The following is a 26,718-nucleotide window of genomic DNA, read 5'->3' on the forward strand; positions in this document are numbered from 1 at the left end:
ACCGCGTGGCGGCGACGGACCCCTGAACCCTGGGTGAACGACGCACGAGCGGAATCGGCGGCGGAAGGCCGTTGACCGGCCCGCTAGCCTTTCGGCACCACGGTCATGCACCGCCATGCACCGCACTCGACACGTGAGAGGTATCTCCCATGGGCATACGGGACCTACTGCGCAATGTTTTCGGACGCTCCCGAGCCACGAGGGTGGACGACACTGCTGCGCCGGAGGCGGCAGTTGTCCCGGACCCCCAGCCCGAGGCCCCGACGGAGTCCGAGACGGCGGCCCCCGAGCCGGTAGTCGAACCGGCTGCGGCTCCCACCCCGAAGACCCCGCCCCAGGCTGACGACGAGACACCGGGCGACCCGACCCTGTCCGAGCCGCTGAAGAGCCTCGACGAGATCCTCAAGTCCCCGGACCCGGAGCCGACCCGCCCCGCCGTCGCCCCGGAGACCTCGGCGCCCAAGACGGCGACGGACACCGCGCCCTCGGCCGACGCCGAGCCCGAGCCGAAGCCCGCCGCAGCCGAGGCAGCCCCGACGGCCGAGCCCGAGCCGGTGGCGGCAGTCGCCGAGCCGGAAGCCAAGCCCGCGCCGGCCATGGAGCCCCAGGCCGAGCCGGAGCCCGAGACCGTGGAGCCGGAGCCCGCCGAGACCGTAGCGCCCGAGACGGCAACTCAGACCACGGCGGAGGCCGAGCCCGAGGCGGAGGCTGACGCCCAGGCCGAGCCTGCGACCGAAGAAGCGACTGCAGCACCCGAGGCGGAGGCTGACGCCGAGCCCGCAGCCGACGCCGACGCCGAGCCCGAGCCCGAGCCGGCGGCGGCAGTCACCGAGCCGGAAGCCAAGCCCGCGCCGGCCACGGAGCCCCAGGCCGAGCCGGAGCCCGAGACCGTGGAGCCGGAGCCCGCCGAGACCGCAGCGCCCAAGACGGCAACTCAGACCACCGCGGAGGCCGAGCCCGAGGCGGAGGCTGACGCCCAGGCCGAGCCTGCGACCGAAGAAGCGACTGCCGCACCCGAGGCGGAGGCTGACGCCGAGCCCGCAGCCGACGCCGACGCCGAGCCCGAGCCCGAGCCGGCGGCGGCAGTCACCGAGCCGGAAGCCAAGCCCGCGCCGGCCACGGAGCCCCAGGCCGAGGGCGAGCCCGAGACCGTGGAGGCGGAGTCGGCCCCCGAGCCGACGGCCGAAACCGCGGCCGAGCCCGAGGCAGCGGCCGACGCCCCGGCCGAACCGGACGTCGCACCCACGGCTGACGCCGAGGACGACCGCGAACCCGCCGCAGCCGCAACCGAGGCAGCCCCGACCGCCGAGCCCGAGGCCGTAGCGGCATCCGCGGCCGAGGACGGGCGCGAGGCGAAGCCCGTCAACGCCGACGCCGCGCCCACGGCCGACGCCGAGGACGACCTGGCGCCCGCCACGGCCGGCGCACCCGCCATCGCGCCTGGGGACATCGAGACCCGCGCGCCGGGGCTCGTCGGGCTGTACACCCGCGCCGCCGAGGCCCTTGAGAAGCACAGCCTCAGCGGCGGCCGGGCCGTCGTGTATCTCGTGCTCGACCGGTCCGGGTCGATGCGGAGCTACTACAAGGACGGCACGGTCCAGCACCTCGCCGAGCAGGCGCTCGCGCTGTCCGCGCAGCTGAACACCACCGGCACCGTGCCCGTCGTGTTCTTCTCGACCGACATCGACGGCACCGCCGATATCGCGCTCGACAACTACGGCGGCCGGATCGAGGAGCTGCACGCCTCGCTCGGGCACATGGGGCGGACGAACTACCACTCGGCGGTCAACGCGGTGATCGACCACTACAAGGAGTCCGGCGCCACCGACCCCGCTCTCGTGATCTTCCAGACCGACGGCGCGCCCACCACCAAGACCGCCGCCGAGAAGGCGTTGTGCGAGGCGGCGGGGCTGCCGTTGTTCTGGCAGTTCATCGGGTTCGGGGATCCGGAGGCGAAGGGGTTCGACTTCCTCCGCAAGCTGGACGCCTCCCCCGCCCTCGCGGTCCCGGAGAAGCGGGCCGTCGACAACACGGGCTTCTTCCACGCCGGGCTCGACCCGCGGTCGGTCTCCGACGCCGACCTGTACGAAGAGCTCGTCCGGAAGTTCCCGGGATGGCTGGAGGAGGCCCGCGCCGCGGGCGTACAGGCCTGACGAACACCGACGACGACACCCACAGCGACACCGGGGGCCACCCGCGGCGGATAATTGCCGGGCGGGTGGCCCCCGCCGCTCGGATACGATATTGGCGGCTCGTAGAAGAGCGAAAAGTCACAGACGGTATCGACTTGGGAGCAGCCTGCAATGGCTCGACACCTCATCACCAGCGCCCTTCCCTACATCAACGGGATCAAGCACCTGGGCAACATGGTGGGGTCCATGCTCCCGGCCGATGTCTATGCCCGCTATATGCGCCAGCGCGGCCATGACGTGCTGTACATCTGCGCCACCGACGAGCACGGCACCCCGGCCGAGCTGGCCGCCAAGGAGGCGGGGCTGCCGGTGGACGCGTTCTGTGCGCAGCAGCATGACGCGCAGAAGGCGATCTACGACGGCTTCGATCTGGCCTTCGACTACTTCGGCCGCAGCTCCTCCGCGCAGAATGTGCAGATCACCCAGACCATCGCGCGTGAGCTCAAGGCGAACGGCTTCATCGAGGAGCGCTCGATCCGTCAGGTGTACTCCAACGCCGACGGCCGCTTCCTCCCCGACCGCTATATCGAGGGCACCTGCCCGCACTGCGGCTACGAGCGGGCGCGCGGCGACCAGTGCGAGAACTGCACCCGGGTGCTCGATCCGACGGACCTGATCGACGCGCGCTCCGCGATCAGCGGCAGCAGCGATCTGGAGGTCCGGGAGACCAAGCATCTCTTCCTCCTCCAGTCGAAGCTGGCCGAGGAGGTCGGGGCGTGGGTCGAGGAGCACGGCAAGCACTGGCCGACGCTGGCCTCGTCGATCGCCCGCAAGTGGCTGACCGAGGGGCTGCAGGACCGCGCGATCACGCGTGACCTGGACTGGGGCGTCCCGGTTCCGGCCGACACGTGGCCGGAGCTGGCGGCCGAGGGCAAGGTCTTCTACGTATGGTTCGACGCCCCGATCGAGTACATCGGCGCGACGAAGGAGTGGGCGGACCGGGACCCGGAGCACCGTGACTGGAAGTCGTGGTGGTACGAGGCGGACGACACGGTCCGCTACACGGAGTTCATGGCCAAGGACAACGTCCCGTTCCACACGGTGATGTTCCCGGCGACGCTCCTCGGCACCCGTGACGCCTGGAAGAAGGTCGACTTCGTCAAGGCGTTCAACTGGCTGACGTACTACGGCGGCAAGTTCTCCACCTCGCAGAAGCGCGGGGTGTTCACGGACGCGGCGCTGGAGCTGCTGCCCGCCGACTACTGGCGCTACTTCCTGATGGCGAACGCTCCCGAGTCCGATGACACGTCCTTCACCTGGGAGCACTTCGCCGCCACGGTCAACAAGGACCTGGCCGACACCCTCGGCAACTTCGTCAACCGGGTGCTGTCCTTCTCCCGCAAGCGGTTCGGCGACGAGGTCCCGGCCGGAGCGGCCGCGGGCGAGGCGGAGGCGCGGCTGGGCGAGGAGATCGCACGGCTGCTGGCGGAGTACGAGGAGCACATGGACACGCTCCAGTTCCGCAAGGCGGCGGCGACGCTGCGCGCCCTGTGGAGCACGGGCAACTCCTACCTTGAGGAGAAGGCCCCCTGGCTGGAGATCAAGACCGACCAGGAGGGGGCGGCCCTCACCCTGCGGACGGCGATGAACCTCATCCACCTCTACGCGATCGTCTCGGAGCCGTTCATTCCGGCCACCGCGCGGGCCATGCGGTCGGCGTTCGCGCTGGAGGGGGACACGGCGTCGTGGGTCGGCCAGGAGGAGGCCAAGGCGCTGGCGTCGGTCCCCGCGGGCACGGCCTTCACCGTGCCGCCGGTGCTCTTCGCGAAGATCACCGAGGAGGACCTGGAGTCCTACCGGCAGCAGTTCGGCGGCGCGGAGGAGAACGGCGCCGCGTAACCCGGGTGCGGGCCCGGCGCCTCGCGGCCCTCGCGTCGCGCACCGCGTTGACCGCCCGACAACCGTTCGTTCAGCCCTCTCGATGACCCTGTGAAGTCCAGTCCACGGGGAAGTCGAGGAACGCAGTGCCGGACGCACGTGTCACGGTGACGGTCCACGGCCCCGACCCGCTTTCGCGGGCCGGGGTCGTCCGTCATCTGCAGCACCAGCCCACCGTCGAGCTGATCGACCGGCCACGCCCGTTCAGCGACGAGCCCCGCTCCACCGTGGCCGTCATGCTCGCCGAGCGCCTGGACGCACGCGCCGGGGCCGAGCTGCGCCGGCTGGTGCGCGGCGGCCGGCAGCGGGTGGTGCTGATCGCTGGCGAGCTCCGTGAGACGGAGCTGATGGCGGTGATGGAGTACGGCGTACGAGCCGTCCTCTGGCAGCACCGGACCACGCCGAACCGGCTCCTGCGCGCGGTGCACCGGGCAGCGCGCGCGGACCGGAGCGAACCGTGCGGGGTGGACCGGAGGCTGTGACACCGGGCGTCAGAGGCCGGGAATCAGGCGCCGGGCATCAGCGTCCGGTGCCGTCGTGGGTCTCGTCCGGGTCGACCCCGAGGGTGAGGCTTCCGCTGACGCCCTTCCCGATCTTTCCCTTCCGGTACCTCAGGTTCAGCAGACCGCCCTCCGCGCCGTTGCCGGCGAAGATGTGGTCCTCGTCGAGCGTCGTACGCTCCGTGGTGCTGGTGCTGTACGGAGCCACCTCGGCCGAGGCGAGCACCGCCTCCTCGGCGAAGAAGAACTGGCCGGTGTGGCAGGTGTGGCCGCCCTCGTATCCCGAGTCCGTCAGCGCGCCGCCGACGTGCACCTTGGTGTGGATGTGCACGGAGCGGCCCTCGTACCAGCCGGGGAAGACGGTCGTGAACTCGACGAAGCCGTGTGTGTCGGTCAGCTGGGTGCCGCGCAGATACCGCTTGTCGTCGGTCGGCTCCAGGTGGCCGCCGCCCCCACCGCCGGGCGGAGTGCCGGTGGGGGCGCCGGTGGGCGGGGTTCCGGTGGGCGGGGTTCCGGTGGGCGGGGTTCCGGTGGGCGGGGTGCCGCCACCGCCGGTGCTCGCGCTCTCGTAGCCGGAGTAGATCCCCAGCGCGTCGCAGTGCCAGATGTCGACCGCCGCCTTCGCCAGCGGCTTACAGGTGTCGGAGTCGACGACCTTGAGCCGGAGGGTCAACGGGATGCCCTCCTTGCCCTCGGTGATGTCCTTTCTGATCTTGTCGGCGTCGATGTAGTACGGCCCCTCGGTCGTCTCCGAGGTGAGCCGGTAACACACCTCCTTCGAGGGGGAGGAGGCGGAGGCCGAGGGCGTCGCCGATGTGGAGGACGCGGAGGTCTCGCCCGCCGACGCGGTGGTGACGACGGCGGCTCCCAGGCCTGCCGCCGCGACCGCCGCGCCGCCCACGAGGATCCGACGTCGCGTCATGTCCCGCTGGGACTCGGGACCGTTCTTCTGCTGTTCGGTCATGGCAGGGGACGCTAGGGGCGCAACCTGGCAACGGCATGAGCGCAGGCTGTGAATGCCTGTGCGGGCTCACGTCATGAGTCGCGGTCGGCGCCGGTGACGACCACGACCTGCTCGGCGTCCTTCGGCACCTCGGCCCGGGTACGGGGGCCGAGCCCCGGCAGCTCCCGGGGGCTCGGCTGGGGCAGGCCGCCCCGCGGGGCGACCGGTGCCGGGGCGGTCCGCTCTCGCGGACCCGCGCGCCGCGCCGCCCCCGGACTAGTCTTCCGTGGACGCGCCGCCTCCGGACGCGCCGCATCCGGCGAGTGCCGCCATGACGAGGGCGACGGCCGCTATCGCGCCCGCGCCCCCTCCGGGCCGCCTGGTCCGTCCGGCCCGTCCGGCCCGTCCGGTCCTGGTCCCCATCCTCATCGTTACTCGGCGGGCTTCTCCGGCTGCCCGTCGGCCTTCTTCTCCGCCTTGTCCGCCTTCTCCGCCTGCTTGATCTGCGGCTTGCGCACCGACAGATGCAGCTCGCGCAGCCGGGCCTCGTCCACCTCGCTGGGCGCGCCCATCAGCAGGTCCTGCGCGTTGCCGTTGAGGGGGAAGGCGATGGTCTCGCGGATGTTGGGCTCGTCGGCCAGCAGCATCACGATGCGGTCGACGCCGGGGGCGATGCCGCCGTGCGGCGGGGCGCCGAAGTGGAACGCGCGCAGCATGCCGCCGAACTCGCGCTCGACCTCGTCCCGGGAGTAGCCCGCGATCTCGAACGCCTTGAACATCACATCCGGCTCATGGTTCCGGATGGCGCCCGACGACAGCTCCACACCGTTGCAGACGATGTCGTACTGCCAGGCGAGGATGTCGAGCGGGTCCTTGGTCTCCAGCGCCTCCAGGCCGCCCTGCGGCATGGAGAAGGGGTTGTGGGAGAACTCGATCTGCCCGGTGTCCTCGTTCCGCTCGAACATCGGGAAGTCCACGATCCAGGCGAAGCGGAAGACGTTCTCCTCGAAGTGGCCGGCCCGCTTCGCGGCCTCGACCCGCACCGCGCCCATGATCTTGGAGACCTCGTCGAAGTCGCCCGCGCCGAAGAAGACCGACGTGCCCGGCTTGCCCTCGACCTCGGCGATCAGCTTCTCGACGTCCTGATCGGTGAGGAACTTGGCGATCGGCCCGGTCAGCTTGGAGTCCTCGCCGATCCGGACCCAGGCGAGACCCTTGGCGCCCTGCTCGACCGCGAACTCGCCGAGCTGGTCGAAAAACTTCCGGGGCTGGTCGGCGGTGTCCGGCACGGCCAGCGCGCGGACGTGCTTGTCCGCGAACGCCTTGAAGCCGGCGCCCGCGAAGACATGGCTGACGTCCCGAAGCTCCAGCTTGGCCCGCAGGTCCGGCTTGTCGGAGCCGTACTTCAGCATGGCCTCGCGGAACGGGATCCGCGGGAACGGCGAGGTGACATGGCGGCCCCGGCCGAACTCCTCGAAGAGCTCGGTCATGACCTTCTCGATGACCTCGAAGACGTCCTCCTGCTCGACGAAGCTCATCTCGACGTCGAGCTGGTAGAACTCGCCCGGCGAGCGGTCGGCGCGGGCGTCCTCGTCGCGGAAGCAGGGCGCGATCTGGAAGTAGCGGTCGAAGCCCGCGATCATCAGCAGCTGCTTGAACTGCTGCGGCGCCTGCGGTAGCGCGTAGAACTTGCCCGCGTGCAGCCGGGAGGGGACCAGGAAGTCCCGCGCGCCCTCGGGCGAGGTGGCGGACAGGATCGGGGTCGCCATCTCGTTGAAGCCCTGCGCGGTCATCTTCTGCCGGATCGCGGAGATCACGGCGGAGCGCAGCATGATGTTGCGGTGCATCCGCTCGCGGCGCAGGTCCAGGAAGCGGTACTCCAGCCGCCGCTCCTCGTTGACGCCGTCCTCGGGGAAGACGGTGAAGGGCAGCGGGTCGGCGGCGCCGAGCACCTCGACGTCGGTGACCTCGACCTCGATCTCACCGGTCGGCAGGTCGGGGTTGACGTTGTCCGCACCGCGCGCGATCACCCGGCCGTCGACGCGCACGACGGTCTCCTTGGTGATCGAGCTCAGGGCCTCGTTGGCGGCGGTGTCGGGGCGTACGACAAGCTGGACCAGCCCGTAGTGATCGCGAAGATCGATGAAGAGGATGCCGCCCAGGTTCCGTCGATTGTGGAGCCAGCCGGAAAGCCGCACGTCGGTGTCGACGTCAGCGGCGCGGAGCTCGCCACAGGTGTGGGACCGGTACCGGTGCATCATTCATCCAAGTCGTCTGGTCGGGAGGCGTACGTACCCTCATGAAGCTTCCGGGCAAGCCTACCGGCGCCGCGCCCCTCACTGGTAAGCGCTCGCCAAATCCCCATAAGGTAGTGCAATGCGCACCGAGGACCTGCTGGCCGCCATAGCGACCGGCCTATGGCGTTGGGACAGTGTCTCGGGCGCCGTCAGTTACGACGCGGAAGCGGCCCGGCTGGTGGGCCTGCCCGCCGAGGCCGTCACCCTCCCCGAAGCCGCGGCACGGGCCTGCTTCCACCCCGTGGACTGGCTGGAGGTCAAGGCCATAGTGATGCTCGCGGTGGCCGAGGGCACCCTCGCCGAGGCGCGGCTGCGGATCGTGGACGAGAAGGGCACGGTGCAGCGCACCGTCCGCACCCGGTCCCGGCCGATCGCGCGCGGCGGCAGCGAGGACGGCTACTACCTGCTGGGCACCCTCCAGGAGGTCCCCGAGCCGCTCCCCGGCACCTCCGCGGCCGTCACCCCCGTCACCCCCGTCACCGGCGACTGGCGGCGCAACCGCGAGGCGTTCCTGCTGGACGCGGGGCGGGCGCTGGCGGAGGCGATGTCCACCGCCGAGGTGCTGCGGGTCGCGGCGGGCCTGTCGATGCCGGGCTTCTCACCGGACGGGCTCGCGGTCTTCGGCGTCCAGGGCGACCGGATCTCGGTGATCGGCCACCACGGGCCCCGGGCGGGCACCGAGCACCCCCTCGCCGCCATACCGCTGGACACCGACTATCCGGCGGCCGAGGTGATCCGCACCGGCCGGGCGGTCTATCTGCCCTCGCCGGAGGACTACCGCGGCCGGTTTCCGGCCGCCTGGGCGCAGGCCCGGTCCGTCAGGCGGCGGTCCTGGGCCTTTCTGCCGCTGATCGTCGCGGGCCGGACCATCGGCGCGTGGATGGCCGGTTTCGCCCATCCGGTGACCTTCTCGCCCGACGAGCGCTCGGTGCTCACCACGATCGCGCGGATGCTGGCCCAGGCGCTGTCCCGGGCGGCCCTCCAGGAGACCGAGCGCGAGCTGTCGGACGGGCTGCAGCGGTCGATGCTGCCCGCCCGCAAGCCCGATATCCCGGGGCTCACGGTGGCCGCGCGCTATGTGCCCACCGGTGGCGGGCTGCAGGTCGGCGGCGACTGGTACGACGTGATCGCGCTCCCCTCGGGGCGTACGGCGCTGGTGATCGGCGATGTCCAGGGGCACGATGTGCGCGCCGCCGGGATCATGGGCCAGCTGAGGATCGCCGTGCGCGCGTACGCCTCCGAGGGGCACCACCCGGACGCGGTGCTCTCACGTGCCTCCCGCTTTCTCGCCGGGCTGTGCGAGCCCGGCGGGCAGGACGGCGACTACGACCCGCGCTTCGCGACCTGCCTCTACATGGAGGTGGACCCGGTCGCGGGCACCCTGGACATCGCCCGCGCGGGCCACCCCGATCCGGCGGTCCGGCTCGCCGACGGCACGATGATGATCCGGCCCACCGCGGGCGGGCTGCCGCTGGGCATCAACCCGGACACCGACTACCCGACCACCCGGGTGGTGCTGGAGCCCGGCGAGACGCTGCTGATGTGCACCGACGGGCTGATCGAGACCGGCGGCCACGATCTGGAGACCGGCTGGGACCGGATCCGGGCCGTCTTCGAGCGGCCGGCCGCCGGGCCCGACGACGGCGACGGCGGCGATCTCGAAACGCTCGCCGAGTCCCTGGTGCAGGCCGTGCACGGACCGCCCTCCCACCACACCACCGGCCCTCTCGCCGACCGGCGCGAGGACGACATAGCGCTGCTGCTGATCCGGCGGGAAGCGGAGGTATGCCTGGTCGGACCCGGTTCGGCGCCGGTGCGGCGTACCGCGGTCACGGTCGCGCAGGCCGAACCGGAGCGGATAGCGGGCACCCGGCAGCAGCTGCGCGACATGCTGCACGACTGGGCGGACCCGGACCAGGTGGAGTCGGCGGTGCTGATGCTCTCCGAGATGGTCACCAATGTGCTGGTGCACACCGACGGGGACGCCCTGCTGGTCGCCGAGGTCAGCGGGCGGCGCGGGGCCAGACGGCTGCGGCTGGACGTCGCCGACAGCAGCGATGAGCTGCCGCACCGCCGCCGCCCCGGCGAGCTCGCCTCGTCGGGGCGCGGGCTGCTGCTGATGGAGCTGCTCGCCGACAACTGGGGGGTCGACCCCCGGGGCGACGGCAAATGCATCTGGTACGAGCTGTTCGAGGCCGCGCCGAAGGACGCGGCCTCGCCGGACGGCGGCTAGCGCTAGCCGTACGTCGGCCGGGAGTGTCCGGGGGCGGCCTGCCCGCATCGGTGGTAGCGCCGCCCAGCCACCCGGCTCGGGCTGCCCACCTCGAAGCGCCCAGCCCGAAGTGCCCAGCCCGAAAGACCCGCGTACCCCGCTTACCCGGCGTCGGCCGGAACCGTGCCCAGCTTCCCGGCGCGGAAGTCGTCGAACGCCTGGGCCAGCTCCGCGTGCGTGTTCATCACGAACGGCCCGTAGTGCATCATCGGCTCGCGGATCGGCTGCCCGCCGAGCAGCACCACCTCGAAGTTCGGGCTGCGCGACTCCTGCGTCGCGTCGGCGCGGACGGTCAGCGTGTCACCGCCGCCGAAGACGGCCGTCTGGCCGGTATGGAACGGCCGCCGCTCCGGGCCCGCGCTGCCGCGCCCGGCGAGGCCGTAGGCGAGGGCGTTGAAGTCGGAGCGCCAGGGGAGGGCCAGCTCGGCGCCGGGGTTCACCGAGACATGCAGCATGGTGATCGGCGTATGGGTGATGCCCGGGCCCTGGTGGCCGTCGATGTCGCCCGCGATCAGCCGCAGCAGCGCACCGCCGTCGGACGAGGTGAGCAGCTTGACCTTGTCGCCGCCGATGTCCTGGTAGCGCGGCGGCATCATCTTGTCCTTGCCCGGCAGGTTCACCCACAGCTGGAGCCCGTGGAAGAGGCCGCCGGACATGACGAGCGACTCCGGCGGGGCCTCTAGGTGCAGCAGCCCGGAGCCGGCGGTCATCCACTGGGTGTCGCCGTCGTTGATCGTGCCGCCGCCACCGTGCGAGTCCTGGTGGACGAAGGTGCCGTCGATCAGATACGTGACGGTCTCGAAGCCGCGGTGGGGGTGCCAGGGGGTGCCCTTGGGCTCGCCCGGCGCGTACTCCACCTCGCCCATCTGGTCCATCATGATGAACGGGTCGAGGTGCTGGTAGTCGATGCCCGCGAAGGCGCGCCGCACCGGGAAGCCCTCTCCCTCCAAGCCGCTGGGCGCGGTGGTGACGGTGAGCGCGGGCCGCTGCCGTGCCTCGGCGGGTGCGGCGACGCGGGGCAGGGTCAGCGGGTTGTCTACGGTCACTGCGGGCATAACGGCCTCCTCGGTCGTTCACCATTCAACTTAATTGAACACTGAACGACTCGCAAGAGGGCCATTCCGGCCCCAGTGGGGCCCGGAGCCAGGGCCGATAACGGGACCTATCCGTACATACGCCGCATCGCGAAGTCCACCATCTGCTCCACCGCCTTCGCGTCGAAGACCATCCGGTGCTCGCCCTCCATGTCGAGCACGAAGCCATAGCCGGTGGGCAGCAGGTCGATCACCTCGGCGCCGGTGATCACGAAGTACTTGGACTCCTTGCCCGCATAGCGCCGCAACTCCTTGAGTGAGGTGAACATCGGGATCACCGGCTGCTGGGTGTTGTGCAGCGCGAGAAAGCCCGGGTTGTCACCGCGCGGGCAGTAGACCTTCGAGGTAGCGAAGATCTGCTGGAAGTCCTCGGCCGACATCGAGCCGGTGGTGAAGGCACGCACCGCGTCGGCGAGCGACGGAGGCGAGGGCTCCGGGTAGAGCGGCTGCTCACCGTAGCCGGCACCCGGCTGCGGGTGATGTGACAGATGCGGCTGCTGTTGCGGCGGAGGCGGCGGAGCGGCGTAACCCTGCCCCGCGCTCGCGTTCTGGTCGTAGCCGTACATGGACCGAAGCGTACTGAGTCACAGTTACCCGGTTGAGGGTTGCCCTTTATTACCGACGGGTAGCATCATGACAATCACCGGATTGTTGATCGATACCGCGCTAACTCAGAGGTCCCTGCCTCCCGATCCTACGGAGCCGTCGCCATGGGGCACTACAAGTCGAATCTCCGCGACATCGAGTTCAACCTCTTCGAGGTACTCGGCCGCGACAAGCTGTACGGCACCGGCCCGTTCGCGGAGATGGACGTCGAGACCGCCAAGAGCGTGCTCGCCGAGATATCCCGGCTCTCCGAGAACGAGCTGGCCGACTCTTACGCCGACTCGGACCGCAACCCGCCGGTCTTCGACCCGAAGACCCACACGGCGCCGCTCCCCGAGTCCTTCAAGAAGAGCTACCGGGCGTACATGGACGCCGAGTGGTGGCGGCTCGGGGTCCCGGAGTCGCTCGGCGGCACCGCCTGCCCGCGCTCGCTGCTGTGGGCCTCGGCCGAGACGATCCTCGGCGCCAACACTCCGATCTGGATGTACGCCTCCGGCCCGGCCTTCGCGGGGGTGCTCCACGACGAGGGCACCGAGGAGCAGCTGAAGATCGCGCAGCTGATGGTGGACAAGCAGTGGGGCTCCACCATGGTGCTGACCGAGCCGGACGCGGGCTCGGACGTCGGCGCGGGGCGCACCAAGGCGATCCGGCAGGAGGACGGCACCTGGCACATCGAGGGTGTGAAGCGGTTCATCACCTCCGGTGAGCACGATGTCTCCGACAACATCATCCACTTTGTGCTGGCCCGCCCCGAGGGCGCGGGGCCCGGCACCAAGGGGCTGTCGCTGTTCGTCGTCCCCAAGTACGACTTCGACTGGGAGACCGGCGAGCTCGGCGAGCGCAACGGTGCGTACGCGACGAACGTCGAGCACAAGATGGGTCTGCGGGTGTCCAACACCTGTGAGCTGACCTTCGGCGCCGACCGCCCGGCCAAGGGCTGGCTGCTGGGCGAGAAGCACGACGGCATCCGCCAGATGTTCAAGATCATCGAGTTCGCGCGGATGATGGTCGGCACGAAGGCCATGGCCACCCTGTCCACCGGCTACCTCAACGCGCTGGAGTACGCGAAGGAGCGGGTGCAGGGCCCGGACCTGGCGGCCTTCACCGACAAGACCGCCCCGCGCGTCACCATCACCCACCACCCCGACGTGCGCCGCTCGCTGATGACGCAGAAGGCGTACGCGGAGGGCCTGCGCGCGCTCGTCCTCTACACCGCCTCCGTCCAGGACGAGATCCTGGTCCAGGAGGCCGCGGGCGAGGACACCTCCGCCGCGAACCGCCTCAACGACCTGCTGCTCCCGATCGTCAAGGGCTACGGCTCGGAGAAGGCGTACGAGCAGCTGGCGCAGTCCCTGCAGACCATCGGCGGCTCCGGCTACCTCCAGGAGTACCCGCTGGAGCAGTACATCCGGGACGCCAAGATCGACACCCTCTACGAGGGCACCACCGCCATCCAGGGCCAGGACTTCTTCTTCCGCAAGATCGTCCGGGACCAGGGCCAGGCGCTGACCGTCCTGTCCGAGGAGATCAAGAAGTTCCTGGCCGAGGCCGGCGGCGGCGAGGAGCTGGCCGCCGCCCGCGACCAGCTCGCCCAGGCGGCGGTGGACCTGGAGGGGATCGTCGGCGCGATGCTCACCGACCTCGCCGCCACCGAGCAGGACGTCACCTCCATCTACAAGGTCGGCCTGAACTCCACCCGGCTGCTGCTCGCCTCCGGCGATGTCATCCTCGGCTACCTCCTCCTGAGGGGTGCCGCGGTCGCCACCGAGAAGCTGGGCGCCGCCTCCGCGAAGGACACCGCCTTCTACGAGGGCAAGATCGCCGCCGCGAAGTTCTTCGTCCAGGAGGTGCTGCCGGGCGTCTCGGTGCAGCGCGCGCTGGCCGAGTCCGTCGACAAGGACCTGATGGACCTGGACGAGGCCGCGTTCTGAGGCCCGTCCCCGTCGGCCCAGGGGCCGATCGTCCCGTACTCACAGCGGGGCGATCGGCCCCTGTGCCGTTCGCCCCGGGTCCCTCACCGCTCCCTCACCGCTCCTCGTCCGGCGGATGCTCCCGTAGCGCCCGTTCGACCCCCTCGCGGGCCTGGCGCCGGATCTCCTCGCCCTGCGCCAGGATCTCCTCGACCGTCTCGGTCCCGCCGCCGGGCGGGCGCGGGCGGGCCCGCAGCCTGGCGAGCAGATCCCGGCACACCTCGTCCTCCGTGGCGAACCGGCTGATGTCCCGGTCCCTGGAGCGCTCCCGCAGCCCGGTCACCCAGCCGCCCTCCGGGGCGGGCCGCAGGAAGTAGTACACGTCCGGCTGGACCGGGATGTCATGCACTCCCGGGATGTCGTACGGCGCGCCGGGCACCTGATCGTCGTCAAGGGCTGGACGAGTTCCCGTCTGTCCACCGTCCCAGGATCCGCCCTCAGTTGAGCGGGCGGAGATTTCCGGCCGCGACGAGCTGAGGGATGGACGGACCCGTCAGATACCGGATGCCGTAGCCGGGTTGGCCGAACCAGGGCCGGATGGGACCCGCCTCCACCAGGAAGGGCTGCGTGACCTCATAGAGGTGGTAGCCGTGCGGGTACGCCGGATCGCAGGTGTCGAGATTACTCGGCGGCAGTGCGCGCTCCGCGTAGGGCGTGCCCGCCGGGGCGAGGAAGTGGCCGAAACCGCTGCCGAAGAGGTCGACCTTCTGACCGGCCTTCAGGCTGATGGTGGTGTGCAGCGGCACCCCGTTGAGAAGCGTCCAGCCGTCCGGGTACGGGTACCGCCAGCCGCCCGTCGCCTCGTCCCAGTAGCAGTTGAGGAAGGCGCCGGCCGAGGAGAAGTGGTCCAGCCGGTTATAGCCTTCGAGCATCTTGCCGATCGCGCCGCGGTGGGGGAGATATGCCGGGCCGAGCCGCCAGTCGCCCTTGTAGTACCGCTCGCGTGCCGGGTTCGGTGCGGTGTTGGTGCCCCCGATGCGGTCCGTCGCCGGACAGGGCGGATGGCCCTTGCCCCCGCTGTCCCCACCGCCAGCCGGACGCGGATCGGGTGTGGGCGCGGCCGCCGGCGCCGGGGCCGCCACGGGCGCGAGCCCGGCGGCGAGGAGGCCGGCGGCGGACTGCGCCACGGCCGGTCCGCTGCTGCACAGCAGAAGCAGCGACCCCAGGACGACTAGGACATGTCGAAGAACGCGCATCCGGTATCCCCTCGAGTGCGACTGAGCTCGACGTTGCTCGGTCACGGGGAATATCGGCGCATTCGCCGCTTTCTTAGCCTTAACTGACGTGCTTTCATCAGATCGGCTCAATGCGACCCCACGGATGGCTCCCGCACCCGGCGCACCGGGCAGATCCACCCCCGCACCGGCGTGATCCGGCCGCCCCGATCAATACCGGCCCGCCCACGGCCCCGCCGACGGATCCCACACGCCGGACCAGCATGATCCGGCCCCTCCCGAATCTATGCTGAGCACATGAGCGCACACGCCGGCATCGACCGAGGCCATACCGACGACCTCATGTCCTTCCTCCGCGCCGGCCCCTCGCCGTACCACGCGGTGGCAGGCGTCGCGGAGCGGCTGGAGAAGGCGGGCTTCCGGCAGGTCGAGGAGACCGCGCCGTGGGACGGCGGGACCGGCGGCAAGTATGTGCTGCGCGGCGGCGCGATCATCGCCTGGTACGTGCCGGAGGGGGCGAGCCCGTCCACTCCGTACCGAATTGCCGGTGCTCATACCGACTCTCCCAATTTGCGGGTCAAGCCGATTCCCGATACCGGAGCGCACGGCTGGCGGCAGATCGCGGTCGAGATCTACGGCGGCGCGCTGCTCAACACCTGGCTCGACCGCGACCTCGGGCTCTCCGGCCGCCTCACCCTCAGAGACGGCTCACACCACCTCGTCACCATCGACCGGCCGCTGCTGCGCGTGCCCCAGCTCGCCGTGCATCTCGACCGGTCCGTCAACACCGAGGGGCTCAAGCTCGACAAGCAGCAACATATGACGCCAATCTGGGGTCTGGGCAGCGTCGAGGAGGGCGGTCTGATCCGCTTCGTGGCCGAGGAGACCGGCGTCGCCGCCGAGGAGGTCGGCGGCTGGGACCTGATGGTGCACAGCGTCGAGCCGCCCGCCTACCTCGGCCGGGACCGGGAGCTGGTCGCCGGGCCCCGGATGGACAACCTGCTGTCCGTGCACGCCGGTACGGCAGCGCTCGCCGCCGTCGCCGCCCGCCCTCAGCTGCCGCACATCCCCGTGCTCGCCGCCTTCGACCACGAGGAGAACGGCAGCCAGTCCGACACCGGCGCCGACGGCCCGCTGCTCGGCAATGTGCTGGAGCGCTCGGTCTTCGCCCGCGGCGGTACGTACGAGGACAAGGCCCGCGCCTTCGCGGGCACGGTGTGCCTGTCCTCCGACACCGGGCACGCCGTCCACCCCAACTACGCCGAGCGCCATGAGCCGGGCCACCACCCCATGCCCAACGGCGGCCCGATCCTCAAGGTCAACGTCAACCAGCGGTACGCCACGGACGGCGCCGGGCGGGCCGTCTTCGCCGCCGCCTGCGAGCGCGCGGGCGTGCCCTGGCAGAGCTTCGTCTCGCACAACTCCATGCCGTGCGGCACCACGATCGGCCCGATCACCGCCGCCCGGCACGGCATCGCCACCGTCGACATCGGCGTCGCCATCCTGTCCATGCACTCGGCGCGCGAACTGTGCGGAGCGCAGGACCCGCGGCTGCTCGCCAAGGCACTGACCGCCTTTCTGGAGGGCTGAGTTGCATTTCTCTCTGCTGGGCCCGGTCACCGTGACCACAGGGCCCCCAGCAGCGCCCGTCGAGCTTCCGCTGGGGCCGGCCAAGCGGCGCAGCGTGCTCGCCATGCTGCTGCTGCGGCCCAACTCCACGGTCTCACTGGATCAGTTGATATCCAGTCTGTGGGAGGACGAACCGCCCGCCCACGCCCGTACCGTCATCCAGGGCCATGTCTCGCGGCTGCGTGCGGCCCTGGCCGAGGGTGGCGCCGACGACCACGGCGTCGAGCTCACCACCCACAGCTCGGCCTATCTGCTGCGGGTGCCCGAGACGCTCATCGACACCCAGCGCTTCGACCAACTGGTCGCGCACGCCCGTCCCGAGGCCGCCCCGGGCGACGCCGTACAGCTGCTCAGCCAGGCGCTCGGCCTGTGGCGCGGCCCGGCGCTCACCGGGACCGTGGCCAGCCCGCCGTTCGCGGCGGCCGCGCACGCCCTGGAGGAGCGGCGGCTGACGGCCGTGGAGGCGCTGGCGCGTGCGCACGAGGCGCTCGGCGAGTACGAGCGGGCGGCGGGCGTGCTGCACCCCTCGGCCCTCGCCAACCCGCTGCGCGAGGGGCTGATCGCCGCCCTGATGCTGGTGCTGTACCGGACCGGACGGCAGTCCGACGCGATCAGCTGGTTCCACCGCACCCGGCAGCTGCTCGCCGACGATCTGGGGGTCGACCCCGGGGAGCGGCTGACCTCCGCGTACCAGGAGATCCTGCGGGCGGCCCCGACGGCGGACGGACCGAGGGGCGGCGGCACCGAGGCCGCCGGACAGGGCGGCCATGGAGGCCATGGGGGCCATGCGGGCCATGCGGGCCATGGGGCGCAGCCGGTGCCCTCGACCCCCGCGCACCCCGTGTCCGTACCCGCGGCCGTGTCCGCGCCCGAGCTGCTCCCCCGGCCTCCGGCGGGCTTCCTCGGCCGTAATACGGAGCTGGCCGAGCTGACGCGGCTCGCGCTGCCCGACGCCGAGCCGCCGGGCAGCGCCCCGGGCGGCTATCCCCGGGAGGGCGGCATCACTCTGGTCAGCGGGCCCGCCGGGGTCGGCAAGACCGGGCTGGTCGTGCACTGGGGCCACGCCCGCGCGGCCGCCTTCCCCGACGGGCGGCTCTTCGCGGATCTGCGCGGGTTCAGCGGCGGTGAGGCGGCCGCGCCCGCCGAGGTGCTGCGCGAGTTCCTGTTCGCCATGGGCACCCCGCCCGAGCACATCCCCTCCTCTCCGGAGGCGGCCTCCGCCCTGTACCGGTCCCTCGTCGCGCGCCGCCGGCTGCTGGTGGTGCTGGACAACGCGGGCAGTTCCGCGCAGGTGCGTCCGCTGCTGCCCGGCGGCCCCCACTGCGCCACGCTGGTCACCAGCCGCAGCCGGCTCGACGGGCTGATCGCCACCGACTCGGCCCGCCCCGTACGGCTGCACGCGCTCGGCCCCGAGGACGGGGTGGCCCTGCTCGGCGCGCTGCTCGGACCGGGCCGGGTCGCCGAGGAACCCGACGCCGCGCACGAGTTGGTGGCCCTGTGCGACGGGCTGCCGCTGGCGCTGCGCGCCGCCTCCGCGCAGCTGATGGCCCGGCCGCGCTGGCGACTGGCCCGGCTGGCCACCGCGCTCCGCGACGAGCGGCGCAGGCTCGCCCTGCTGTCGGCGGAGGACGCCGGGGTGGCGGCCGCGCTGCGCAACTCGGTGGCGCGGCTCTCCGCGGACGACGCGGAACTGCTGCGGGCCCTGGGCACCGGTTTCGCCCGGGAGGTCAACACCGCGGAGGCGGCCGCGCTGTCCGGGGCGGACCCCGAGCTGATCCAGGACTCCCTGGACCGGCTCGCCGAGATGCATCTGCTGGACGAGGAGGCCACCAACCGCTACGTCATGAGTGACCTGGTGAAACTCTTCGCCCAGGGCGATGGGAGCGGACGCGGCGGGGCCCCGGCCGGGGCCCCGGAGGAGGACCCCGGCGGACGTCCGGAGGAGGCCGGTCCGCGGTGAGCGCGGGGGCGTTAGCCAGGCGTTAGCGGCGCGGCAGTCGTACGGCAGCCGAACGGCAGCGGGCCCGGACAGGCTTGAGCCGTACCGGAAAACGTCCGACACCCACCGGGGGGAACCACCGATGTCGCTCACCACCGCCTTCCTCGCCCACCGCGCCCGTACCCTGCGCTCCGTCGCCGCCGGACTGACCATCGTCGCCGCGGGGGTCACCCTCACCGCCTGTGGCAGCAACGGCGCCTCGGGGGTCAAGACCTCCGGCAAGGCGGAGAGTTCGGCGACCACGCCCGCGGCCCAGGGCTCCGGCGCCAAGGGCGGCGCACAGCAGGACACGGCGGCGGGCGGCGGCGCCGACGCCGGCGCCCAGGGCGGCGCCCAGGCGGGCGGCAGCTCGGGGGACGGCTCCGGCGGCACGACGGACAGCGGCACGTCCGGAACGTCCGCGGGCGGCGCCGGCGCCAAGAAGACCGGCGCACAGAAGACCGGTGCCCACAAGACCGGTGGCACCTCGGGCGGCTCCGAGGTCGAGATCGGCACCTGCGACCTCAACAAGATGGTGGTGAGCGTCGAGTCCGTCACCCGGCCCGTCAACCATCTGCTACTGAAGGTCACCAATGGGGCCGGAGTGAACTGCAACGTCCCGGGCTTCCCCTTGCTGCGGTTCGACGACGCCCAGGCGCCCACCGCGGCGGCCGAGGAGACCAAGCCGCAGGCCGTCGTGTCGCTCGCCCCCGGTGAGTCCGCCTACGCGGGCATCACCACCTCCGGCGCCGACGGCTCGGGCAGCGACGGCACGAAGGTCTCCAAGGTGACCGTGTTCCTCAGCGACGCGGACGGCTCCAGCACCGTCGACCTTCCCGGCGGCTCGGTGTACATCGACAGCAAGGCCGAGGTCACCTACTGGCAGAGCGACGCCTCCGACGCCCTGTCCTGGTAACGAGCCCGGTGAAAGCCCACCCGTGCCGAGACGGCCCCCGCTTCGGCGGGGGCCGTCTCACCGCGTCCGGCCCGGCTCAGGACGCCTCGGGCTCGTCCATCCCGGCCAGCACCAGCGGCAGCCGGGCCGCGCCGCCGGCGGTGACCCGGACCGGGACGCCCCAGTCCTGCTGGTGCACATGACAGGCCGGGTACTCGTTCGCAGGGTCGTCGTCGCAGGACGCGGCCATCGCCGAGACATGCAGCACACCCTCGGTCACGCCCTCCGCCAGGACGAGCTCGCGGCTCAGGTCCGTGCCCGCGCCGTCGCCCTCGGCCAGCAGCCCGGGCGGGGTGGAGCTGACCAGCAGCCGGGTGGAGGGCCCGTAGCGGGTGTCCAGCTTCTGTCCGGCGGGCGCCTGGAAGACCACGTCGAGGCGGAGCGTCCCCGGGGCGATGTCGGTCGCGGCGCGCTGGGTGCGATGGGCGACCGGGTCGACCCGTACGGCCTCCTCGGGCAGGCGCAGCCGGGTCAGCCGGTGCCGGGCGGACTCCACCACGACGATGTCCCGGTCCACCAGCACGGCGTCGGACGGCTCGCGCAGATCCGTGGCGAGCGTGGAGACCTCGCCGGTGGCCGGGTCGAAGCGGCGCAGCGCGTGGTTGTAGGTGTCGGCGACGGCCACCGAGCCGTCGGGCAGCGCGGTGACGCCCAGCGGATGCTGAAGCAGGGCCTGCTCGGAGGCGCCGTCCCGGTGCCCGAAGTCGAACAGTCCGGTGCCGACAGCGGTACGGACGACGAATCCGTCGCCGTCGCCGTCGCCCTCGCCGGCCCGTTCCACCCAGCGCACCGCGGAGGTCTCGGAGTCCGCGATCCACAGCCGGTCCCCGGCCGCCGCGAGCCCGGAGGGCTGGGCGAACCACGCCTGGTCGGCGGGGCCGTCCACGAGCCCCTCGTTGGTGGTCCCGGCGGCGGCCCGTACCGTCCCGTCCTCCGGGTCGTACGTCCACAGCTGGTGGACGCCCGCCATGGCGATCCACAGCCGGTCGGCGAACCAGGCCACATCCCACGGGGAGGACAGATCGACCTCCCGGGCGGGCCCCTCGGTGGGCGAGCCCTGCCACCACTGGCGGCCGGTCCCGGCGACCGTGGTGACCTCGCCGGCGGCCGGGTCGAAGCGGCGCAGCGCGTGGTTGACGGTGTCGGCGACGGCCACCGTGCCGTCGGGGAGCAGAGCGAGCCCCTGGGGCTCGCTGAAGCGGGCCCGCTCGGCCGTGCCGTCATCAAGGCCGCGTTCGCCCGTGCCGATCCGCCGCAGCACGCTCTCGCCGTCCGCCGCCAGCTCGACCAGCTGATGCCGGGTGGTGTCCGAGACCAGGAAGGTGCCGCCGGGCAGGAGCAGCGCCTTGCCGGGGAAGCGCAGCTCGGTGGGGACCGGCTCCGGGGGTACGTACGGGCCGTCGCCGCGCCGCAGCGTGCCCTTGGCGGCGTGCTCGGCCTCCAGCTGCCCCACCAGGGTCTCGATGGCGTGCGCATGGCCCTCGCCCGCGTGCTGGGCGACCACATAGCCCTCGGGGTCGATCACGACGAGGGTGGGCCAGGCCCGTACCGCGTACTGCTTCCAGGTGGCCAGCTTCGGGTCGTCGAGGACCGGGTGGTGCACCTCATAGCGCTCGACGGCGTCCACGACCGCCTGGTGCTCGGCCTCGTGGACGAACTTCGGCGAGTGCACCCCGATGATCACGACGGTGTCGCGGTGCTTCTCCTCCAGCTCGCGCAGCTCGTCCAGGACGTGCAGACAGTTCACACAACAGAACGTCCAAAAATCTATCACGATGCAACGACCTCGCAGGTCAGCAAGCGTGAGGTCTTTCCCGCCGGTGTTCAACCAGGCACGGCCCTGCAGCTCGGGGGCGCGTACGCGGGCGCGGCGTCGTGGTACGTCGGTCATGACGACCAGCATCGCCTACAGGCGTACAAACGCGAAAAACGCCCCCACCGCATCGGAGCAGGGGCGTGCAGGCGCGCCTGTCGTCCGTCAGGCCGTTCTACGGGCGCGCGCCTGGGCGTCGATCCCACTGGGCGCCGGAACGGGGTCTTCACTCGTCCCGCGTCACGCGGGCATGGTCGGTGTACTCCCGCCGGAACAGGTCGTGACCGGTGCGCCCGGTGTGCCTCAGCGCCCAGTCCTGAGCTTCGTCGGGGTCGCCCCTGGGACCCGACGACTCGCCGCACCCCTGGATCATGCAGAACAGCTGAGCCGTAATGCCGCCCTCCGGGGCGTCCCTGATCGTGTGCGGCACGGCTTCGAACGCCGACGAGCAGAGCTTGACCACGGCGGGGCGCTCGTCCACCTCGTCCCCGAGGTAGGCGCCGTCACCGGAGAAGTGCCCGAACCGAACCAGTTCCGCGAGCCCCAGCACCCGGTCCCGCAGCACCGGGAAGTCGGCGCGGGCGCGGGCCACCCGCGACGGGTCGATCTCGACGCTCAGCACCTCCTCGTCCTTCCCCGCCTCGGCGAGCACCTCGCCCCACGGGTCCACGACGACGCTGTGCCCGGCGTGGACCACGCCGCCGCTCGTACCGGCGGCGCAGCAGCCCAGGACGTACGCCTGGTTCTCCACGGCGCGGGCGCGGGTCAGCAGCCGCCAGTGTTCGCGGCGGCGGGCGGGCCAGCCGGCCGGGATCGCCAGAAGCTGTGCGCCCGCGTCCACGAGGTGCCGGAAGAGCTCGGGGAAGCGGATGTCGTAGCAGGTGGCCAGTCCCAGGGTGGCGGCCGGGAGGGGGGCGGTGACGACGTCCTGGCCCGCGCCCATCAGCACGGCCTCGCCCGTGTCGAAGCCAAAGCGGTGGATCTTGCGGTAGGAGCGGGCGAGGGCGCCGTCGGGGGAGTAGAGCGTCGCGGTGTTGTAGAGCGTGCCGTCCGGGGCACGCTCCACGAGGGAGCCCGCCTGCAGCCAGACCCCGGCGTCGCGGGCCGCCTCCGCCATGGCCCGGCCGGTCGGCCCGTCCAGTGGTTCGGCGCCGGTGGCGAAGGAGTCGTGCGCGAAGGCGCCGAGGTTCCAGAGTTCGGGAAGGACGACAAGATCCACATCCGACTGATCACGGACGAGCGAGGCGGCTCTCACCCGTCGGCTTTCGACCGACTCGTCCGGGTCCATCCCCATCTGGATCAGGGAGGCACGCACACTACCACCGCTCTCGAGAATCGAGCTGCCGATCCGGGCCTACGATCAGACCCGAAAGCACTGCCCTGGTGCTCGTGGGCAGCGTAACTTGAACGAACACACCAGCACCCAGCCCGCGTACGACCGCCCGAGGGGTCCCGTGACCGTCCATCCCAGCCTTCAGACCTCCATCGACGCCTGGACCCATTCCATTGACGCCATATCGGAGTTGGTGAACCCGCTCCCGGAATACGAGTGGAACCGCGCCACCGAGTGCCCGGGATGGTCGGTGCGTGACGTCGTCTCGCATGTGATCGGCCTCGAATGCGAGATGCTCGGCGATCCGCGCCCCATCCACAGCCTGCCGCGTGATCTGTACCACGTCACCAACGAGAGCTCGCGCTATATGGAGGTCCAGGTCGACGTCCGGCGCTGCCACACCGCGCCCGAGATGACCTCCGAGCTGGAGTACACCGTCATCCGGCGCTCCCGCCAGCTGCGGAACGAGAAGCGCGAGCCGGACGCCATGGTGCGCTGGCCCGGCGGCACGGAGCTGTCCCTGGAGAACGCCCTGACCCGGCGGGCCTTCGACGTCTGGGTGCATGAGCAGGATCTGCGCCGGGCGCTGAACCGCCCGGGCAATCTGGACTCGCCGGGCGCGGTCATCTCCCGTGACGTCCTGCTGTCGGCGCTGCCCAAGGTGGTCGCCAAGGACGCGGGCGCGGCGCCCCATTCGGCCGTGGTCTTCGATGTGCACGGCCCGCTGGAGTTCATGCGGACGGTCCGGATCGACGCGGACGGCAAGGGCGCCGTCGACGGCAGCGTCTCCCTCGGGCCGACCCTCACGCTCAGCCTGGACTGGGAGACGTACGTCCGGCTGGCGTGCGGCCGGGTGCGGCCCGAGGCGGTCTCCGAGCGGGTGAAGACCGAGGGCGATCAGCAGCTGGCCGACGCGATCCTCGCCCACTTCGCGATCACGCCGTAACACCCCACGGGGTCACGCCGGTACGTGCACCGCCTCGACGCGGCTCGCGACCACGTGCTCGCGCTCCCGTCGGTGCGCGCGCCCGCGCAGCCGCAGGATCTGGGTGACGCCGAGCGCCTGGAGCACGAAGACCGAGGCGAAGGCGGCCCGGAAGTTGTCATCGGTCAGATCCAGCAGGACGCCGATGGCCAGCAGGGTGGTCATCGAGGCCGTGAAGCCGCCCATATTGACGATCCCGGAGGCGGTGCCGGACCGCTCGGGCGGGTTGGCGGGGCGGGCGAAGTCGAAGCCGATCATCGACGCGGGCCCGCAGGCGCCGAGCACGGCGCACAGGACGACCAGCAGCCACAGGGGCGCGTGAGGGGACGGCCACGCCAGCACGGTGCCCCACAGCAGCGCGGTGGCGCCGACCGTGCCGAGGGCCAGCGGCGCGCGGGCGGCGTGGTGCCGGGCGATGACCTGTCCGTAGATCAGGCCGATCGCCATATTGGACAGCACGACGAGCGTGAGCAGCTCGCCCGCCGTGGCGCGGGACAGCCCCTCCGCCTCCACCAGGAACGGCATGCCCCACAGCAGCAGGAAGACCATCGCCGGGAACTGGGTCGTGAAGTGCACCCACATGCCGAGCCGGGTGCCGGGCTCGCGCCAGGCGGCCGCGATCTGCTGGCGGACGAAGCCCTTGCACCCATGGGCGGCGGGCGCGGGCTCGTAGCCCTCCGGATGGTCCTTCAGGAAGAGCAGCACCAGAACGAAGATGACCACGCCGCCGACCGCGCTGCCCGCGAAGGTCGGGGTCCAGCCGACGCTCTTCAGCGTCTGTGCGATCACCAGCGTGGAGATCAGATTGCCCGCCATCCCGAACAGCGCGGCGATCTGCCCGATCAGCGGGCCCCGGCGGGCCGGGAACCAGCGCGAGCCGAGCCGCAGCACGCTGATGAACGTCATCGCGTCGCCCCAGCCGAGCAGCGCGCGGGAGGCCAGCGCCATGGCGTACGAGTGGGAGAGCGCGAAGCCGGACTGGCCGACGGTGAACAGCACGATGCCGATCATGAGCACCTTACGGGTGCCGAGCCGGTCGACCATCAGCCCGACGGGTATCTGCATCCCGGCGTAGACGAGCAGCTGCAGGATGGAGAAGGTCGACAGCGCCGAGGCGTTGATGTGGAAACGGTCGGCGGCGTCGATACCGGCCACGCCGAGGCTGGTGCGATAGGTGATGGCGACGAAGTAGACCGCGACGCCGAGGCCCCAGACGGCGACGGCGCGCCGTCCGCCGGGCGGGTCCCCGGGCAGCCGGGCGGTGGTCATCGCGCCTCACCCCGGGCGAGGATGTTCACCCAGCTGACGTGGCGCTGCACGATTCCGGCCGCGGAACCCGCGTCCCCGGCGCGCAGGGCCTCCAGTATCTCCGTGTGCTCCGTGATGTTCTTGGCGATCCGATCGGGCTCGGCGTGCATGGTGGCCACGCCCATCCGCAGCTGGCGGTCCCTCAACTGGTCGTAGAGATGGGCCAGGATCCCGTTCCCCGCCGCCCGGACGATCTCCGCGTGGAAGCAGCGGTCGGCGACCGCGAAGGCGGCCAGGTCCCCGGCCGCCGCATGCTCCTTCTGCTCCTCCATCAGCTCCTCCAGCCGGACCAGCAGTGGCTCCCCGGCCGGGACGACCTTGGCGACCGCGTGCTGCTCGACCAGCAGCCGGGTCTCGACCACGTCCGTGATCTCCTGGGCGGAGACGGGCAGGACCAGGGCGCCCTTTTTCGGATAGAGCTTCAGCAGCCCTTCGGCCTCAAGGCGCAGCAGGGCCTCCCGTACGGGCGTGCGGGACACTCCGACGGCCTCGGCCAGCTCGCCCTCGCTCAGCAGCGTGCCGCCCTCGTAGCTGCGGTCGAGGACGGCTTGTTTCACATGGGTGTAGACGCGTTCGGCGGCGGGCGGCGGCTTCATCGCCGTGGCGGTGGGACTCATGATGCGCACATCATAGATACAACAGGTATGCACACCTGTCCCCCGTCCGCGATCCGGACGGGGGAGAAGGCCTGACGCGCCGGCGTCAGCCCCAGGTGATCAGCCGCTTGGGGCGCTCCAGGACGGCCGCGACATCCGCGAGCACCTTGGACCCCAACTCGCCGTCGACCACCCGGTGGTCGAAGGAGAGCGCCAGGGTCGTCACCTGACGCGGCTTGACCTCGCCCTTGTGGACCCACGGCTGGAGCTTGACGGCGCCGAAGGCGAGGATCGCGGACTCCCCGGGGTTGAGGATCGGGGTGCCCGTGTCGACGCCGAAGACACCGACGTTGGTGATGGTCACCGTGCCGCCGGACATCGCCGCCGGGCTGGTCCTGCCCTCGCGGGCGGTGGAGACCAGCTCGCCCAGGGCGGAGGCCAGTTCGGGCAGGGTCTTGGCGTCCGCGTCCTTGATGTTCGGGACGATCAGACCGCGCGGGGTGGCAGCCGCGATCCCCAGGTTGACGTAGTCCTTGTAGACGATCTCCTGGTTGTCCTCGTCCCAGGTCGCGTTGATGTCCGGGTTGCGCTTGATGGCCACCAGCAGCGCCTTGGCGACGAGGAGCAGCGGGTTCACCCGCAGCCCGGCCATCTCCGGGTCCTGCTTGAGGGAGGCGACGAGCTTCATCGTGCGCGTGATGTCGAGCGTCACGAACTCGGTCACATGCGGGGCCGTGAAGGCGCTGCCCACCATCGCCTGCGCGGTGGCCTTCCGTACGCCCTTGACGGGCACCCGGCGCTCCCGGCCGGCGGCGACGGCGGACGGGGCCGCCGGGGCCGCGGCGACCTTGGTGGGTACCTCCTCCTCCACCGGCGCGACGGCCTCGGCCGCCGCGTGGACGTCCTCGCGGGTGATGATCCCGTCCGGGCCGCTCGGGGCGACCGTCGCCAGATCGACGCCCAGGTCCTTGGCGAGCTTGCGGACCGGGGGCTTGGCCAGCGGGCGGGCGGCCCTGGCCTGGCCGGCGTGGCCGTTCAGATCGGGGCCGGTCTCCGGACGCGCGGGGGCGGGCGCCGCGGGCGCGGGCTCGGCGGCCGGGGCGGCGGCCTCGGGGGGAAACAACGACTGGAATCCGGACAGAATTCCCATGCCGCACCCACCTTTTTATGATCATGCAGTATCCTGTCCGGCCA

The 26,718-nt window shown here is 71.6% G+C and carries 18 protein-coding genes and 2 pseudogenes; 9 read left to right on the forward strand and 11 right to left on the reverse strand.

Going from position 1 to position 26,718, the window contains the following annotated elements; all coding sequences use genetic code 11:
* Nucleotides 1-203 precede the first annotated feature (203 nt).
* From ABZS71_RS08200 to ABZS71_RS08210, 3 genes are all read left to right on the forward strand, one after another.
* Complete coding sequence (locus tag ABZS71_RS08200) at nt 204-2,153, forward strand: VWA domain-containing protein (protein WP_356208360.1); 1,950 nt, start codon at nt 204-206, stop codon at nt 2,151-2,153.
* Between the two features lie 150 nt (nt 2,154-2,303).
* Complete coding sequence (gene metG / locus ABZS71_RS08205; protein WP_355850434.1) at nt 2,304-4,031, forward strand: methionine--tRNA ligase; 1,728 nt, start codon at nt 2,304-2,306, stop codon at nt 4,029-4,031.
* 125 nt (nt 4,032-4,156) lie between these two features.
* Nucleotides 4,157-4,552 carry a DNA-binding response regulator gene (locus tag ABZS71_RS08210; protein ID WP_356208361.1) on the forward strand — a complete coding sequence of 132 codons (396 nt, stop codon included), beginning with the start codon at nt 4,157-4,159 and terminating at the stop codon, nt 4,550-4,552.
* Nucleotides 4,553-4,589: 37 nt separating this feature from the next.
* Here the strand turns inward: ABZS71_RS08210 and ABZS71_RS08215 are convergent, their stop codons facing one another.
* Both ABZS71_RS08215 and aspS read right to left on the reverse strand, forming a co-directional pair.
* Complete coding sequence (locus ABZS71_RS08215; protein ID WP_356208363.1) at nt 4,590-5,534, reverse strand: intradiol ring-cleavage dioxygenase; 945 nt, start codon at nt 5,532-5,534, stop codon at nt 4,590-4,592.
* Between the two features lie 410 nt (nt 5,535-5,944).
* Entirely contained in the window at nt 5,945-7,771 is a 1,827-nt protein-coding gene (gene aspS / locus ABZS71_RS08220) for an aspartate--tRNA ligase (RefSeq protein ID WP_356208364.1), read from the reverse strand.
* 118 nt (nt 7,772-7,889) lie between these two features.
* Here aspS and ABZS71_RS08225 point away from each other — a divergent pair, with 118 nt between their 5' ends.
* Nucleotides 7,890-10,043: a SpoIIE family protein phosphatase gene (locus ABZS71_RS08225; RefSeq protein WP_356208366.1), complete on the forward strand. Its 2,154-nt coding sequence runs from the start codon at nt 7,890-7,892 to the stop codon at nt 10,041-10,043.
* Between the two features lie 140 nt (nt 10,044-10,183).
* On the opposite strand, the gene ABZS71_RS08230 is transcribed toward ABZS71_RS08225, so the two are convergent.
* Nucleotides 10,184-11,137 carry a pirin family protein gene (locus ABZS71_RS08230; RefSeq protein WP_355850450.1) on the reverse strand — a complete coding sequence of 318 codons (954 nt, stop codon included), beginning with the start codon at nt 11,135-11,137 and terminating at the stop codon, nt 10,184-10,186.
* A 107-nt stretch (nt 11,138-11,244) separates the two neighbouring features.
* Nucleotides 11,245-11,742 carry an SseB family protein gene (locus ABZS71_RS08235; RefSeq protein WP_355850453.1) on the reverse strand — a complete coding sequence of 166 codons (498 nt, stop codon included), beginning with the start codon at nt 11,740-11,742 and terminating at the stop codon, nt 11,245-11,247.
* Between the two features lie 144 nt (nt 11,743-11,886).
* Here ABZS71_RS08235 and ABZS71_RS08240 point away from each other — a divergent pair, with 144 nt between their 5' ends.
* Complete coding sequence (locus ABZS71_RS08240; RefSeq protein ID WP_355850456.1) at nt 11,887-13,713, forward strand: acyl-CoA dehydrogenase; 1,827 nt, start codon at nt 11,887-11,889, stop codon at nt 13,711-13,713.
* Nucleotides 13,714-13,807: 94 nt separating this feature from the next.
* Here ABZS71_RS08240 and ABZS71_RS08245 read toward each other — a convergent pair whose 3' ends face one another.
* Together ABZS71_RS08245 and ABZS71_RS08250 are read right to left on the reverse strand one after the other, a co-directional pair.
* Nucleotides 13,808-14,131 carry a hypothetical protein gene (locus tag ABZS71_RS08245; RefSeq protein ID WP_356208368.1) on the reverse strand — a complete coding sequence of 108 codons (324 nt, stop codon included), beginning with the start codon at nt 14,129-14,131 and terminating at the stop codon, nt 13,808-13,810.
* A gap of 58 nt (nt 14,132-14,189) precedes the next feature.
* Nucleotides 14,190-14,948, reverse strand: coding sequence for a TNT domain-containing protein (locus tag ABZS71_RS08250; protein WP_356208369.1), 759 nt, complete (start codon nt 14,946-14,948; stop codon nt 14,190-14,192).
* A 276-nt stretch (nt 14,949-15,224) separates the two neighbouring features.
* Here ABZS71_RS08250 and ABZS71_RS08255 point away from each other — a divergent pair, with 276 nt between their 5' ends.
* The 3 genes from ABZS71_RS08255 (at nt 15,225) to ABZS71_RS08265 (ending at nt 19,450) form a co-directional block, all read left to right on the forward strand.
* On the forward strand, nt 15,225-16,517 hold the full coding sequence (locus ABZS71_RS08255) for a M18 family aminopeptidase (RefSeq protein WP_356208370.1): 1,293 nt from the start codon (nt 15,225-15,227) through the stop codon (nt 16,515-16,517).
* A gap of 1 nt (nt 16,518) precedes the next feature.
* Complete coding sequence (locus ABZS71_RS08260) at nt 16,519-18,516, forward strand: BTAD domain-containing putative transcriptional regulator (RefSeq protein WP_356208371.1); 1,998 nt, start codon at nt 16,519-16,521, stop codon at nt 18,514-18,516.
* 121 nt (nt 18,517-18,637) lie between these two features.
* Nucleotides 18,638-19,450 carry a DUF4232 domain-containing protein gene (locus ABZS71_RS08265; RefSeq protein WP_356208372.1) on the forward strand — a complete coding sequence of 271 codons (813 nt, stop codon included), beginning with the start codon at nt 18,638-18,640 and terminating at the stop codon, nt 19,448-19,450.
* Between the two features lie 76 nt (nt 19,451-19,526).
* On the opposite strand, the gene ABZS71_RS08270 is transcribed toward ABZS71_RS08265, so the two are convergent.
* Entirely contained in the window at nt 19,527-21,380 is a 1,854-nt protein-coding gene (locus ABZS71_RS08270) for an NHL domain-containing thioredoxin family protein (RefSeq protein WP_356208390.1), read from the reverse strand.
* 460 nt (nt 21,381-21,840) lie between these two features.
* A pseudogene (locus ABZS71_RS08275) lies at nt 21,841-22,617 on the reverse strand (carbon-nitrogen family hydrolase); the annotation flags it as partial.
* A gap of 139 nt (nt 22,618-22,756) precedes the next feature.
* On the opposite strand from ABZS71_RS08275, the gene ABZS71_RS08280 reads away from it, so the two are divergent.
* Nucleotides 22,757-23,581, forward strand: a complete 825-nt coding sequence (locus ABZS71_RS08280) for a maleylpyruvate isomerase family mycothiol-dependent enzyme (protein WP_356208374.1) — start codon at nt 22,757-22,759, stop codon at nt 23,579-23,581.
* 12 nt (nt 23,582-23,593) lie between these two features.
* Here ABZS71_RS08280 and ABZS71_RS08285 read toward each other — a convergent pair whose 3' ends face one another.
* The 3 genes and pseudogenes from ABZS71_RS08285 to ABZS71_RS08295 form a co-directional block, all read right to left on the reverse strand.
* Complete coding sequence (locus ABZS71_RS08285) at nt 23,594-24,889, reverse strand: MFS transporter (protein ID WP_356208376.1); 1,296 nt, start codon at nt 24,887-24,889, stop codon at nt 23,594-23,596.
* Nucleotides 24,886-25,545, reverse strand: a complete 660-nt coding sequence (locus ABZS71_RS08290; protein ID WP_355850483.1) for a GntR family transcriptional regulator — start codon at nt 25,543-25,545, stop codon at nt 24,886-24,888. Before ABZS71_RS08290 ends, ABZS71_RS08285 begins: the two co-directional genes overlap by 4 nt.
* Before the next feature lie 85 nt (nt 25,546-25,630).
* Nucleotides 25,631-26,611 (reverse strand): annotated as a pseudogene (locus ABZS71_RS08295) (dihydrolipoamide acetyltransferase family protein); the annotation flags it as partial.
* Nucleotides 26,612-26,718: the final 107 nt, after the last annotated feature.

It is taken from the genome of Streptomyces sp. NPDC005393 (genome assembly GCF_040606675.1).
Classification (GTDB): domain Bacteria; phylum Actinomycetota; class Actinomycetes; order Streptomycetales; family Streptomycetaceae; genus Streptomyces.